Origin of the sequence: Brachybacterium alimentarium (genome assembly GCF_002332425.1) — a bacterium.
In the GTDB taxonomy this organism is placed as follows: domain Bacteria; phylum Actinomycetota; class Actinomycetes; order Actinomycetales; family Dermabacteraceae; genus Brachybacterium; species Brachybacterium alimentarium.
This window is the reverse complement of sequence record NZ_NRGS01000005.1, coordinates 113,915-126,527: the sequence shown is the minus strand read 5'-3', so window position 1 is coordinate 126,527 and position 12,613 is coordinate 113,915. Positions and strand designations below refer to the sequence as shown.

General features: G+C 71.7%; 11 protein-coding genes. 10 read left to right on the top strand and 1 reads right to left on the bottom strand.

The window, feature by feature from the left end; translation table 11 throughout:
* Positions 1 to 16: 16 nt before the first annotated feature.
* Entirely contained in the window at positions 17 to 1,573 is a 1,557-nt protein-coding gene (locus CIK71_RS03820; protein WP_096163854.1) for a long-chain-fatty-acid--CoA ligase, read from the bottom strand.
* A gap of 196 nt (positions 1,574 to 1,769) precedes the next feature.
* On the opposite strand from CIK71_RS03820, the gene CIK71_RS03815 reads away from it, so the two are divergent.
* From CIK71_RS03815 to CIK71_RS03770, 10 genes are all read left to right on the top strand, one after another.
* The gene (locus tag CIK71_RS03815; protein WP_096163853.1) at positions 1,770 to 2,228 is read left to right on the top strand and encodes an ArsR/SmtB family transcription factor; all 459 of its coding nucleotides are present in this window, start codon (positions 1,770 to 1,772) and stop codon (positions 2,226 to 2,228) included.
* Complete coding sequence (locus CIK71_RS03810; protein WP_096163852.1) at positions 2,225 to 3,196, top strand: cation diffusion facilitator family transporter; 972 nt, start codon at positions 2,225 to 2,227, stop codon at positions 3,194 to 3,196. Before CIK71_RS03815 ends, CIK71_RS03810 begins: the two co-directional genes overlap by 4 nt.
* Before the next feature lie 55 nt (positions 3,197 to 3,251).
* Positions 3,252 to 3,833: a hypothetical protein gene (locus tag CIK71_RS17945; protein ID WP_245857278.1), complete on the top strand. Its 582-nt coding sequence runs from the start codon at positions 3,252 to 3,254 to the stop codon at positions 3,831 to 3,833.
* 286 nt (positions 3,834 to 4,119) lie between these two features.
* Entirely contained in the window at positions 4,120 to 5,523 is a 1,404-nt protein-coding gene (locus CIK71_RS03800) for an FAD-binding oxidoreductase (protein ID WP_096163851.1), read from the top strand.
* On the top strand, positions 5,523 to 6,764 hold the full coding sequence (locus CIK71_RS03795; RefSeq protein WP_096163850.1) for an aminotransferase-like domain-containing protein: 1,242 nt from the start codon (positions 5,523 to 5,525) through the stop codon (positions 6,762 to 6,764). Before CIK71_RS03800 ends, CIK71_RS03795 begins: the two co-directional genes overlap by 1 nt.
* Positions 6,761 to 8,416 (top strand): ABC transporter substrate-binding protein, encoded by a 1,656-nt coding sequence (locus tag CIK71_RS03790; protein WP_096163849.1) that lies wholly within the window; start codon positions 6,761 to 6,763, stop codon positions 8,414 to 8,416. The genes CIK71_RS03795 and CIK71_RS03790 overlap by 4 nt, the downstream gene beginning before the upstream one ends.
* Entirely contained in the window at positions 8,413 to 9,423 is a 1,011-nt protein-coding gene (locus CIK71_RS03785; protein WP_096163848.1) for an ABC transporter permease, read from the top strand. Before CIK71_RS03790 ends, CIK71_RS03785 begins: the two co-directional genes overlap by 4 nt.
* Positions 9,420 to 10,277: an ABC transporter permease gene (locus tag CIK71_RS03780; RefSeq protein WP_096163847.1), complete on the top strand. Its 858-nt coding sequence runs from the start codon at positions 9,420 to 9,422 to the stop codon at positions 10,275 to 10,277. The genes CIK71_RS03785 and CIK71_RS03780 overlap by 4 nt, the downstream gene beginning before the upstream one ends.
* Positions 10,274 to 12,088, top strand: a complete 1,815-nt coding sequence (locus tag CIK71_RS03775) for a dipeptide ABC transporter ATP-binding protein (protein ID WP_096163846.1) — start codon at positions 10,274 to 10,276, stop codon at positions 12,086 to 12,088. Before CIK71_RS03780 ends, CIK71_RS03775 begins: the two co-directional genes overlap by 4 nt.
* Entirely contained in the window at positions 12,085 to 12,597 is a 513-nt protein-coding gene (locus CIK71_RS03770) for a GNAT family N-acetyltransferase (protein ID WP_096163845.1), read from the top strand. Before CIK71_RS03775 ends, CIK71_RS03770 begins: the two co-directional genes overlap by 4 nt.
* The last annotated feature ends 16 nt before the right edge of the window (positions 12,598 to 12,613 follow it).

The following is a 12,613-nucleotide window of genomic DNA, read 5'->3' as shown; positions in this document are numbered from 1 at the left end:
GGGCCCGACCCGTTCCTCAGGTCAGCTCGCGCTTGAGGATCTTCCCGGTCGCGGTCATCGGCAGCGTCTCGAGGATCACCACGTCCCTGGGGTACTTGTAGGCGGCCATCTGCTCCCGACCCCAGTCGCACAGCTCGTCGGCGCTGATCGTGGCGCCGTCCTCGAGGATGACGTGCGCCTTGACCTCCTCGCCGACCCGCTCGTCGGGCACACCGACCACCGCGGCGAGCGAGACCTGCGGATGCGAGATCAGCACCTCCTCGATCTCCCGCGGATACACGTTGTACCCGGCCCGCACGATCATGTCCTTGGAACGGTCGACGATGAAGTAGAAGCCCTCGTCATCCCGCCGGGCCAGGTCACCGGTGCGGAACCAGCCGTCCCGCATCACCTCCGCCGTCTCCTGCGGGCGCCCCATGTATCCGCTCATCACATTGTGGCCGCGCACCACGAGCTCTCCCACCGCATCCGTCTCGGTGACCTCCGCCCAGTCCGGGTCGGAGGGGTCGATGAGCTTCACCTCGACGCCCCACACCGGTACCCCGATGGAACCGGGTCGAGGCCGGTCCGCCAGCGAGAAGCAGGCCACCGGCGAGGTCTCGGACAGGCCGTACCCCTCCATGATCGAGACCCCCAGCCGCTCACGGGCCGCCGTGAGGATCTCCACCGGAAGGGGCGCCCCGCCGGACACTCCCAGGCGCAGGGTCTGCACGATCCTCGCCCTCTGCTCGTCACCGTCCTCCAGCGCGCGCAGCAGCCCCCACCACATCGTGGGCACCCCCGCGAACACGGTCACCTCGTGCTCCACCAGCAGTTCGAGCACCTGCTCCGCGTCGAAACGGGGCACCAGGACCAGGGTCGCGCCCATCGAGAACCCGGCGTTCAGGTTCACCGTCGCGCCGAAGGTGTGGAACAACGGCAGAGCCACGAGGTGGGTGTCCTCGCCCGGCTGGGAACCGAAGAGCCGGTTGCAGGTCAGAGCGTTCATGAGCTGGTTGGAGTGGCTGAGCTCCGCCCCCTTGGGCCGCCCCGTGGTGCCGGACGTGTAGAGGACCACGGCGGTGTCGGTCTCGCGGGTCTGGACGCTCTCGAAACTGGAGGGCAGTCCGGCCACCGCCTCCGCCAAGGTGGGGACGTCGTCGTAGGGGCTGGGCGCTGAGGGATCGGCGGTCATCATCACCAGGTGCGGCGGGGAGGCAGCGGCCAGGGCGCCGTCATGCCCGTAGCGACCGATCGGCAGGTCCTCCGACCCTTCGAAGCAGAAGAAGGCCTTCGCGTCGGCGTCGTCCAGGAAGTAGGTGATCTCGCGAGCCTTGCTCAGGACGTTCAGGGGCACCACCACGGCCCCCGCCTTGAGGATGCCGTAGTAGACGATCGGGAACTGGGGGAGGTTCGGACAGCTCAGGGCGACCCGGTCGCCAGGGCGGATGCCGAGGGAGCCCAGGAGATGGGCGACCTGGTTCGCGGCGCCGTCGATCTGCGCATAGGTGAGGCGCGCGGACCCCAGGATGAGAGCGACTCGGTCAGGACAGGTGCGCGCGCTGTCCTCGAGCACGACGGAGAGGTTGTACACGGATCGACTCCTTCGAACGTCCTGCCTCGATGTGCGCCAACGCACGGTGTGCGCCCACGGTACGACTGCCCTCCCCCGCATCCGGGCCGTTCACGGGAAGTCGTCCGGGCCAGGGCGTGTCCGACGGAGCCGACGACTCGCTCACATCGCCATTTCGTTCCTTGCGCAACTGAGGAACCGACACCAGACTCGAGGCATGGACCATCCCTCGGACCCGGAGGCGCCTCCGGCGCAGCAGACGGCCCGGGCCCGACGCGACGCATCGCGCCCGGCAGGCCGCGCACTGCCCGACGCCCCGGCGACCGGTGCAGCCGACGCACCCCATGCACCCACCGAGCTGCAGCTCGCCGCCGCGGCCGACACCTTCGCGATGCTCGCCTCCCCGGCCCGTCTGCACCTGGTGCAGCTCATGAGCTCCGGGCACTTCGACGTGGGCGCACTCGCCGCACAGGTCGGGCTGAGCCTGCCCACCACCAGCCAGCACCTCAGCAAGCTGCGCCTGGCCGGCATCGTCTCGGCCCGCCGCGAGGGGCGCCACAGCTTCTACACGGTCGAGGATCCGCACGTCCTGTCGCTGGTGGAGCAGATCTTCGAGCACATCGCCCCGGATGGCACCCTCGCCCCCGACCCGCCGATCAAGGACTCCCGCGCATGACCACCTCGAGCCCCGCCGCCCCGACCCGAAAGGTCGATCTACGGAAGTTCGCCTGGCTGTCGATCATCACCGCGATCCTCACGATCGTGCTGAAGACGAGCGCCTGGGCGATGACGGATTCCGTCGGCCTGCTCTCCGACGCCGCCGAATCCACGGTGAACCTGGTGGCCGCCGTGGTCGCGCTCATCGCGCTGACCGTCGCCGCTCGCCCCGCGACAGACCGCTTCCTCTTCGGCCGCGCGAAGGCCGAGTACTTCTCAGCGGCCGTCGAAGGACTGATGATCTTCGTGGCCGCAGCGGTCATCCTGGTCACCGCGGTCGAGCGCTTCGTGAACCCGCGCCCGCTGGAGAACCTCGGCATCGGCCTGCTCATCGTGGTGGTCGCCTCACTGCTCAACGGCGGCGTCGCCCTCGTGCTCCTGCGCGCCGGCAGGACCCACAATTCGATCGCCCTGCGCGCCGACGGCAAGCACCTGATGACCGACGTCGTCACCAGCGCCGGCGTGCTCGTGGGCGTGGGCCTGGTGGCGCTGACCGGCTGGGAGCGCCTGGATGCGCTGGTCGCCTTCGCGGTCGGCGTGAACATCATCGTCACCGGCATCGGGCTGCTCTCCGAATCGATCTCCGGCCTGCTGGACAAGGCACTGCCGGATGAGGACCACGAGGTCATCACCGAGATCCTGCGTCGGCGCACCGATGCGACCGTCACCTTCCACGGACTGCAGACCAGGGAGGCCGGCCAGGAGCGCTTCATGAGCGTGCACGTGCTGGTGCCCGACGACTGGACGGTCAAGGAGGGGCACGACTACATCGAGGCGCTCGAGGACGAGCTCAAGGCCTGCCTGCCCGAGCTCACGGTGCTCACGCATCTCGAACCGATCTCCGATCCCGCCAGCTACGAGGACATCCCCGAGGCCCACGTGCCGATCCACGACGACGGATCCAGCCTGCGACCACCCGAGACGTGAGCGGGCGGACGCCGCCCGTAGGATGACCCGACGTGCACGCCGACCCGGGGGAACCATGAGCAAGAATCCGCAGGACGCCCACCACCCGCGCCCGTCGCCGCCGGTGATCCGCGGCGAGCTCGCCCCTCCGGGATACGCCGACCCGGGCCACACCGAGCCGGGCGCGCACCCCTACGCTCCGCTCGCGGGCAGCGCCGCGCCCCTCCGGCCTGCCGCCGTGCCCTACCGACCCGCCGCCGTCCAGCCGTACGCCCAGCCCGCCGGCCACCCCGGCGCAGGCCCCTATGGTGCTCCTCCTGGCCCGGTGCCGATGCTCCTCCCGCTGAAGAGCGTCGGCGCAGCCTTCGTGCTCACCTTCTTCTTCGGACCGCTCGGAATGCTGTACTCCACGGTGGGCGGGGCCCTGGTGATGATCGGCGTCACCCTGGGCCTGGCGGTTCTCACCGGGATCGTCCTCTTCGTCATCTCGCTGGTCACCCTCGGGATCGGCGCCGTGCTGGCGATCTTCGCGCCTATGGTGGGGCTCCCGGTATGGATCGCGAGCATGATCTGGGGATGCCTCGCGGCGAGCCGGCACAACGAGAGGGTGCAGGCCCAGCTCGCAGCCTTCGGCGGCCACCGACCCCCGGGGTACTGACACCGGCGGCGGATCCGAGGCGGAGCGCCTCGACCTGGACGCCGACGCCTCGACCCCCGCAGCGCTCCCGCTGCAGCCCACCCTTCCGAATGCCCCGTCGGCCGCGCGCCGACGGGGCGTTCGTCGTCTGCCCGCAGAGTTCGCCCTCGAGGCCGACGAGTGCCCTGCATCACGGGCAGCGGGGGCACTCCAAGCCCCTGTTACCTCTTATGACGGACATCGTTTGCGCTTATGCATGGGGTGGGCGCACGATGGGCGCGCATCCACCGTTCGCACCAGGAGCACGATGACCATCAGCGCCCCCGTCGGCCCCACCACCGTCCATGAGGACCTTGCCGCGCGCCTGCGCGCCGAGGTCGGCGCGCACGCCGTGCAGGACTCCCCGTCGGAGATCTACCAGGGTGACCGCGCGGTGCGCGCACCGCAGGGGACGCGCTTCGTCCTCGTCCTGCCCGATGACGTCGCCGGTGTGCAGGCGACGCTGCGCGTGGCCCACGAGACCGCCACCCCTGTCGTGCCGCGCGGCGCCGGGACCGGACTCTCAGGCGGCGCCACGCCCACCCAGGGTGCCATCGTGCTGAGCCTCGAGCGGCTCACCGCCGTGCGCGAGATCGATCCGGTCGACGAGGTCGCGGTGGTCGAGGCCGGGGTCATCACCGCTGACCTCTCGACGGAGCTCGCCCCGCACGGCTTCTTCTACGCTCCCGATCCCGCGAGTGCCGCGATCTCCACGATCGGCGGGAACATCGCGACCAACGCCGGCGGCCTGCACTGCGCGAAGTACGGCGTGACCCGCGAGTCCGTGCTCGCGCTCGAGGTCGTGCTGGCCGACGGCACGCTGCTGCGCACCGGCCATCGCTCGCTCAAGGGCGTGACCGGATTGGACCTCACCCAGCTGCTCATCGGTTCCGAGGGCACGCTCGCCGTGGTCACCTCCGCGACGGTGCGGATCCGCCCGCTGCCGGTCGCGCGGCGCACGCTGCTGGCCCGCTTCGCCGATTCCGCCGGGGCGGCGGCCGGGGTGGGGGCGATCTCCCGCAGCCCGGTGCGACCGGCGGCGACCGAGCTGATCGACGGCGGGACCCTGGCGGACATCGACGCGCACTCCGGCTCGTCCCTCGCCCGCGGCACCGACGCGGTGCTCCTCCTCGAGCTCGACGGCTACGGGATCAGGGAGCAGACCGCGGATCTGACCCACGCGCTGGAAGCCGTCGGCGGCGACGTGCTCGTCATCGAGGACGAGCAGGAGGCCGAGCGTCTGTGGGAGCTGCGACGTTCCGGCCGTGGCTCGGGCGCCGGCGGGCACCGGCTCGGCGAGGACATCGCCGTGCCGAAGTCTCGCCTCGCGGAGATCTTCACGGAGCTCGCGGTGATCGGCGAGCGCCATGGGGTGCAGACCTCGGCTCTCGCCCATGCAGGGGACGGCAACCTCCATCCCCTGCTCGCTGTGGACCGGGAGGCGTCCGAGGCGGCGGACTCCTCGCTGCCGCCCACCCTGCTCGCCGCGGCCGACGACCTGGTCCGTGCTGCGATCGACCTCGGCGGCACGATCAGCGGCGAGCACGGCATCGGCACCTCCAAGCAGGGGTGGCTCGACCTCGAGCTCTCCCCCGTCTCGCGAGCTCTGCAGCTCCGCCTGAAGGACGCGTTCGACCCCCAGCACCTGCTGAATCCCGGGAAGGCCCTGTGATGACCACGACCTCGATCTCCCCCGCCCGGCTCGCCGACGGGCTGCTCTCCGACCTCGGCCGACGGGAGGACAGGTCCCGCGGCTTCGGGCGGAGGGTCGCCCCGCAGCCGGGCGACATCGCGCTGAACGGCGGCGCCCCGAGCGCGGACCTGCTGCCGCTGGCCGCGATCGGCCGCGCCTCGGCCGAGCTCTGCGCCGATCCCACGGCCCTGGCCGCCGCCCTGCAGTACTCGGTGCCCTCCGGCATCGGGGACCTGCGCAGCTGGATCGCTGAGCGCGAGAACGTCCCCGCCGACCGCGTGCTGATCACCAACGGGGCCTTCCACGGACTTTCCCTGCTGTTCGATGCGCTGCTGGACCGCGGCGACCAGATCATCGTCGAGGACCCCACCTACCCGCTGATCTTCCGCGACCTCCAGCACCACGAGCCCGAGCTGCTGCCCCTGCACCTCACGGCCGACGGCTTCGACATCTCCGCGCTCGAGGCCCGGCTGGAGGCCGGGGCCCGGCCGCGCCTGCTCTACACGGTGCCGGAGTTCCACAACCCCACCGGCTTCATCACCCCGGCCGAGCAGCGAGCACGACTGGTCGAGCTCGCCGAGCACTACGGTTTCGTCATCGTCTCCGACAACGCCTATGCGGGGCTCGGCTTCGACGGCGTCGAGGTGCCGGCCGACTACCCGCTGGACAGCGACCTCGTCGTGCACGTGCGCACCTTCTCCAAGACGCTCGGCCCCGGGCTGCGCCTGGGCTGGCTGGTGCTCCCGGACTGGCTGGTGGGCCCGGTGACCCGCCTGCGCGCGAACCAGGACCAGCACTCCTCGGCCCTCGTGCAGGCGATCGTGGCGCGGATCGTCGGCGCCGGGGCCCACTCCCCGCAGGACGGAGGGCTGGACGCGATCGCCGCGCGGGCCCGCACCGCCTATGCCGAGCGCTTCGACCTGGTCGCCGGGATCCTCGAGGAGCAGGTGCCCGGCGGGGTCGAGATCGATCACCGCACCGGTGGCATCTTCCTGTGGGCGCGTCTGCGCGAGAGCGGCATCGACCTCGCGGCCGCCCAGCAGCTGGCCCGCACCCGCTACGGCACCGACGCGGTGCTCGGGCGCTTCTTCCACCGGGACCGCCCGGACGACGACCGCGGCGGCCTCCGGATCGGCATCAGCCACCTCGAGCCCTCGCAGCTGCGCCTCGGCGTCGAGCGGCTCGCCGCCGCCCTCTCCGACCCGGAGGCACGGCGATGAGTGCCTCCACGCTCTCCCGCCGCCACCTGCTGCAGACCCTCGGAGCCGGCTCCCTGGGCCTCGCGGCGCTGCCGCTGGCCGGCTGCGCCCTGCCCTCCGCGTTCGCCGACGGCGGGGAGGGCGACGCGGCCGATGACGAGCTGACCTTCCTCATCTCCAACCTCGACGGCGGATGGGTGCCCTCCAAGAGCGCGATCTCCAGCTACGAGGCGAATGTCTGGCAGCAGCTGACCGACAAGCTCGTGCACACCGACGCCGACGGGGTCGTCTCCCCGTGGATCGCCGAGTCCTGGGAGCAGGACGCCGACTCCACCGAGTTCGTCCTGCACCTGCGCGAGGGCGTGACCTTCTCCGACGGCACCCCGCTGGACGCGGCCGCCGTGCTCGCGAACCTGGAGTCCTGGGCCGTCGGCCGGCCTGATGACGGACTGGCGCCCGTGGGCCTGTTCCCCGGCGGCACCTACGAGGGCGCCGAGGCGCTGGACCCGCTGACCGTGCGCGTCACCTTCACCGCGCCGACGCTCTCTTTCCTGCCCACCCTCGGATACCACGGCTGCCAGCTGATGGCCCCCGCGAGCATCGCCGCCTCCCTCGAGGAGCAGTCCGACCTCGCGAACCAGATCGGCTCGGGACCGTTCGTGCTGGACACCTGGGCCGGCAACGACCACGTGCGCCTGGTGCGCCGGGAGGACTACGACTGGGCCCCCGAGGTGCTCGGGGCGAGCGGCCCGGCGACGCTGTCGGCGATCACCTTCCGGGTGCTGCCGGACGACACCCTGCGGGCCTCCGCAGCGCGTGCCGGCCAGACGGACATCGCCTACAACGTGAACCCGCAGGTGCTGGACTCCTTCACCGAGGCCGGCTTCGTGATCGAGGTGCCCCGCTATCTCGGATTCGTCCACGGCTTCAGCCTCCGCACGAACGTCGCCCCCTTCGACGACGTGCGCGTGCGTCAGGCCGTGACCCGGGGCATCGACCGCGACGAGATCCTGCGCACCGTGTTCACCGACGCCTGGGAGAGCGCGACCAGCTGGCTGCAGGCCGGCGTCCCCGAGACCACGGACCTCACCGAGCTGTTCGCCTACGATCCGGGCCTCGCCGCGCAGCTGCTGGACGAGGCCGGCTGGACCGATCGCACCGAGGACGGCTTCCGCAGCAAGGACGGCACCGAGCTCGGCTTCACGATCTATCCCACCCCGTATCTCACCGGCTCCGTGCCCGAGGCCGAGCTGATCTCCCAGCACCTGGGGCGGCTCGGGATCCGCGTGTCCACCCAGCGGCTCGACATCCCCACCTGGACCGAACGCGTCACCAACAACCCGGAGCAGGGTATCTCCCCGGTGACCCGCAGCTTCGTGGACGTCGGCACGGTCGCCGGGGTCATCACCGACGAGGGCGAGGACTGGTTCGCCGTCGGCACGTCCGACGAGGAGCTGGTGCGACTGCGCGACGAGGTCGCCGGGGCCGCCGATCACGACGAGCGCGCCGCGATCGTCGAGCAGCTCTCCCGCCATGTGCTCGAGCAGGCCTACTTCATCCCGCTCGAGCAGAACGTGCAGCGCATCTACGTGCAGTCGCCGCAGCTGAGCGGGATCACGTTCAACGCGGTCGCGATCCCCTCGTACCACGCCGCGCGCAAGGACCCCTCATGAGCACCACCGCGACCCTCCCCGAGAGCACGGAGGCGCCCAGGCGCACCGTCCGCTCCTCCCGCGGCCTGCTCGGCGCCGCGGTCGGGCGCAGCGCCCAGGCGCTCGTCGTGATCGTGCTCGCCTATGTGCTGGTGTTCCTGGTGCTGGCCGCGATCCCGGGCGACCCGGTCTCCGCGCAGCTCGACAACCCGCAGGCCGGATTCAGCGACGCCGAGAAGGCCCGGATCCGCTCCTTCCACGGACTCGACCAGCCCGTCTTGGTGCAGCTGGTGGTCTCCCTCGGCCATGCGGTGCAGGGCGACCTCGGTCTGTCGATGGCCACCTCGCAGCCCGTCACCCAGGTGATCGGCGCCGCGATCCCGTCGACGCTGCGACTCGCGGTGACCGCGCTGGTGCTCGCGGTGGCCCTCGCCGCCGCACTGGGCCTGGCCACCCGGCTGCTGCCCGAGGGGCGGCTCAATGACCTCGTGCGCTCCCTGCCCACCCTGTTCCTGTCCACCCCGAACTTCCTCATCGGCCTGGTGCTGATCCAGGTGCTCGCCGTGCAGCTGGGTCTTTTCAGCCTGGTCGATTCCGAGGGCTTCGCCTCGACCGTCGCCGCCGCGCTGACCCTCGCCATCCCGGTCTCCGCGCAGATCGCCCAGGTGTTCATCACCGCGCTGGACGAATCCGCCGGCCAGGACTACGCCGAGGTCGCGCTCGCTCGCGGCCTCCCGCCCGCCCAGGTGGTGCTGCGCCACCTGCTGCGTCCCTCGCTGCTGCCCACCGTGACCGTCGTGGGGCTCGTGATCGGTGAGGTGCTCGGCGGCTCCCTGATCACCGAGACCATCTTCGGGCGGGCCGGCATCGGCATGGTCGTCCAGAAGGCCGTCGCCACCCAGGACGTGTCGGTGCTGCTGGCCGCCGTGGTGCTCTCCGCGCTCGTGTTCGTGGTCGTGAACCTCGTGATCGACCTGCTCTACCTGCTGCTGGACCCCCGCCTGCGCCCCTCGGAGGTGTCCCGATGACCACTGCTGCCCTCACCCCCGGCCGCACCGCCTCGCAGGCCGCCGCCCGTCGGTCCGGCACGGTCCCGGTCTCCGTCGTGGTCTCCGCCGCGGTCATCGCCGTGGTGCTGCTGTGGTCGCTCGTCCCGGGCCTGGTCACCGGGCACGATCCCGCGGTCGGCGTGCCGGACGACAAGTTCACCGCGCCTGGTGCCCGGTACTGGCTGGGCACCGATCACCTCGGGCGCGATCTGCTCACCCGGATCGTGCACGGCTCCGCCTCCTCGATGACCAGCGCGCTGGTGGCGGTCGCGATCGGCGTGATCGTCGGCGGGGTGCTGGGACTGCTGGGCGGTTACCTCGGAGGCTGGGTCGACGCGGTGATCGGCCGACTGGTCGACGTGCTGCTCGCGATCCCCGGCTTCCTGCTCGCCGTGGTGGTGGTGACGGCGCTGGGATACGACACCCGCAACGCGGCGATCGCCACCGGCATCTCCGCGGTGGCCGTGTTCGCTCGCCTCATGCGCGCCGAAGTGCTGCGGGTGCGCACGAGCGTGTTCATCGAGGCCGCCCGGGTCAACGGCGGCTCCACGCTGCACATCCTGACCCGGCACGTGCTCCCCAACGCCCTGCGCCCGGTGCTCTCCCTGGCCGTGCTGCAGTTCGGCATCGCGATCCTCGTGATCGCCGGGCTCGCCTTCCTCGGGTACGGCGATCCGCCGCCCGCCTCCGACTGGGGTCTGCTCGTCTCCGACGGCCGCGAGCACCTCCTGCATGCCCCGTGGCTGGTCCTGGCCCCGGGCTGCGTCATCGCCGTCGTCGTGCTGTCCGTGAGCCGTATCAGCCGCTGGCTGGACCAGGAGAGGAACCGATGAGCACCCTCGAGAACACCCTGCCCGCCCCGGTGCGGACCGCCCCGGAGGAACCGCTGCTGCAGGTGCGCGATCTGAGCGTCGCCTACGGTCCGACCGAGGTGGTGCACGGCGTCTCCTTCGCCGTGGGAGCGGGGAAGGCCCTCGCCCTGATCGGCGAGTCCGGCTCCGGGAAGTCCACGATCGCCCGCGCCGTGCTGCGCCTGCTGGGGTCCCGTCGGGCCCGCGTGGACGGCTCGATCACGGTGCAGGGCCGCGAGGTCACGACCCTGCGCGACCGCGAGTTCCTGCCGCTGCGCGGCCGGGTGCTCGGCTTCGTCCCCCAGGATCCCGGCTCCTCCCTCAACCCGGTGCGCAGCATCGGCTCCCAGGCCCTCGAGGCCGCGGCCCTGGTGCCCGGGGCCGGGCGCCGTGAGGAGCAGGAGGCCCTGGTGCGGGGCGCGTTCGAGCGGGTGGGCCTGCCGGACCCTCAGCGGATCATCGAGTCCTTCCCCCATCAGCTCTCCGGCGGTCAGCTGCAGCGCGTGCTGATCGCGCTGGCGATCCTGCCCGGGCCCACGCTGCTGGTGGCCGATGAGCCCACCAGCGCCCTGGACGTCACGGTCCAGAAGCAGATCCTCGACCTGCTGGACTCCCTCCGCCGCGAGCTGGGGATCGGGATCCTGCTGATCACCCACGACCTCTCGATCGCTGCGCAGCGGGCCGACGAGGTGGTGGTGCTGCAGCAGGGCAGGATCCAGGAGGCCGGGCCGACGAGCTCCGTCTTCACCGCCCCGTCCGCGGAGTACACCCGCTCGCTGCAGGCCGACGTGCCGGGGCTGAACCCCGATCGCTTCGCCGACCTGCGCGCTGAACGCGATCAGAAGCATCCGCTCACCGGTGACCAGAGGCCGGTGGAGCCCGACGGACGCCAAGGAGCGGACGCGCAGGTTCGGGTGAGCGGCATCTCGCGCACCTTCCGCACCCGCTCCCGCGAGGTGGCCGCCCTGAGGGACGTCTCCCTGTCGATCCCGCGCGGGCGCACTCATGCCCTGGTCGGCGAATCCGGGTCGGGGAAGTCCACTGCGGCCCGCGCCCTGCTGGGGCTGGAGACCGTCGACGCCGGGACCCTTCGGGTGGGCGAGCACGAGGTGCGCGCCCAGGACCGTCGGGCGCTGCGCGAGGTGCGCCGTCACCTGCAGATCGTCCACCAGAACCCGTTCACCTCGCTCGACCCGCGGTTCGCGGTCGGCCGCATCGTGCGCGAACCGTTGGACCTCTACCGCGTGGGCACGCGCGCCGAGCGGGAGGAACGCACCCGATGGGCGCTCGAGGCCGTGCGGCTGCCCCAGGAGCTGGTCGGGCGTCGGCCCGGAGCGCTCTCGGGCGGCCAGCGCCAGCGCGTCGCGATCGCCCGGGCCCTCGCGCTGCGACCGAAGGTGCTCGTGCTCGATGAGCCCACCAGTGCGCTGGACGTCACCGTGCAGGCCGGCATCCTCGACGTGCTCGCGACCCTGCAGCGCGACCTCGGGCTGACCTACCTGTTCATCTCCCACGACCTGGCGGTGGTGCGGCAGTTCGCCGACACCCTGAGCGTGCTGCGACGGGGCGAAGTGGTCGAGAGCGGCGAGGTGACCGCGATCTTCGACAGCCCCCAGCACGCATACACTCGGGAGCTGCTCGCCTCCGTGCCGGTGCGCGGCGCCGCTGGTGTCCCTGGTTCCCCCGACGCCCCCGACGCCCCCGGTTCCCCCGGTTCCCCCGGTTCCCCCGGTTCCCCCGGTTCCCCCGGATCGACCGGACCCCTCCCCCGAGCTCAGGAGCTGCAGATATGACGACCATCGCACGCACCGGAACCGCCGTCGAGGTCGAGTGGCTCCACGTCCCCTGGACCGATCCGCGCGCCACGGCGCTGCGCGACGCCATGGATGCCGAGGTGGGTCCGCGCTATGCCGCGATCCGTGGCGCCGGCGTCGTCCCTCCTGGCCGGCCCACCGGCGACGACGTGGCCACCGTGCTGCTGGCGCTGATCGACGGGGCCCCCGCGGCCACCGGGACGCTGCGCAGGCTGCCGGATCGCTGGGAGATCAAGCGAGTGTTCGTCAGCCCCGATCACCGCCGACTGGGCCTGGCCAGTGCAGTGCTCACCCAGGTCGAGAACGCGGCACGGGAGCGGGGCGCGACGGAGATCTTCCTCCAGACCGGCAACCTCCAGCCCGCCGCGATCGCGCTGTACGAGCGCGAGGGCTGGCAGCACGCGGAGACCTACGCGCCCTACAGCCCGACCGACGGCATCAGCGTCTGCTTCCGCAAGAGCCTGGAGGCCGGCGCGCAGCAGCACTGAGCCGACTGCTGCCCGG

Excerpts from the sequence above, each read along its gene's own strand:
- CIK71_RS03815 (WP_096163853.1), top strand. The coding sequence starts at position 1,770 with ATGGACCATCCCTCGGACCCGGAGGCGCCTCCGGCGCAGCAGACGGCC.
- CIK71_RS03785 (WP_096163848.1), top strand. The coding sequence starts at position 8,413 with ATGAGCACCACCGCGACCCTCCCCGAGAGCACGGAGGCGCCCAGGCGC.
- CIK71_RS17945 (WP_245857278.1), top strand. The coding sequence starts at position 3,252 with ATGAGCAAGAATCCGCAGGACGCCCACCACCCGCGCCCGTCGCCGCCG.
- CIK71_RS03770 (WP_096163845.1), top strand. The coding sequence starts at position 12,085 with ATGACGACCATCGCACGCACCGGAACCGCCGTCGAGGTCGAGTGGCTC.
- CIK71_RS03790 (WP_096163849.1), top strand. The coding sequence starts at position 6,761 with ATGAGTGCCTCCACGCTCTCCCGCCGCCACCTGCTGCAGACCCTCGGA.
- CIK71_RS03800 (WP_096163851.1), top strand. The coding sequence starts at position 4,120 with ATGACCATCAGCGCCCCCGTCGGCCCCACCACCGTCCATGAGGACCTT.
- CIK71_RS03780 (WP_096163847.1), top strand. The coding sequence starts at position 9,420 with ATGACCACTGCTGCCCTCACCCCCGGCCGCACCGCCTCGCAGGCCGCC.
- CIK71_RS03775 (WP_096163846.1), top strand. The coding sequence starts at position 10,274 with ATGAGCACCCTCGAGAACACCCTGCCCGCCCCGGTGCGGACCGCCCCG.
- CIK71_RS03795 (WP_096163850.1), top strand. The coding sequence starts at position 5,523 with ATGACCACGACCTCGATCTCCCCCGCCCGGCTCGCCGACGGGCTGCTC.
- CIK71_RS03810 (WP_096163852.1), top strand. The coding sequence starts at position 2,225 with ATGACCACCTCGAGCCCCGCCGCCCCGACCCGAAAGGTCGATCTACGG.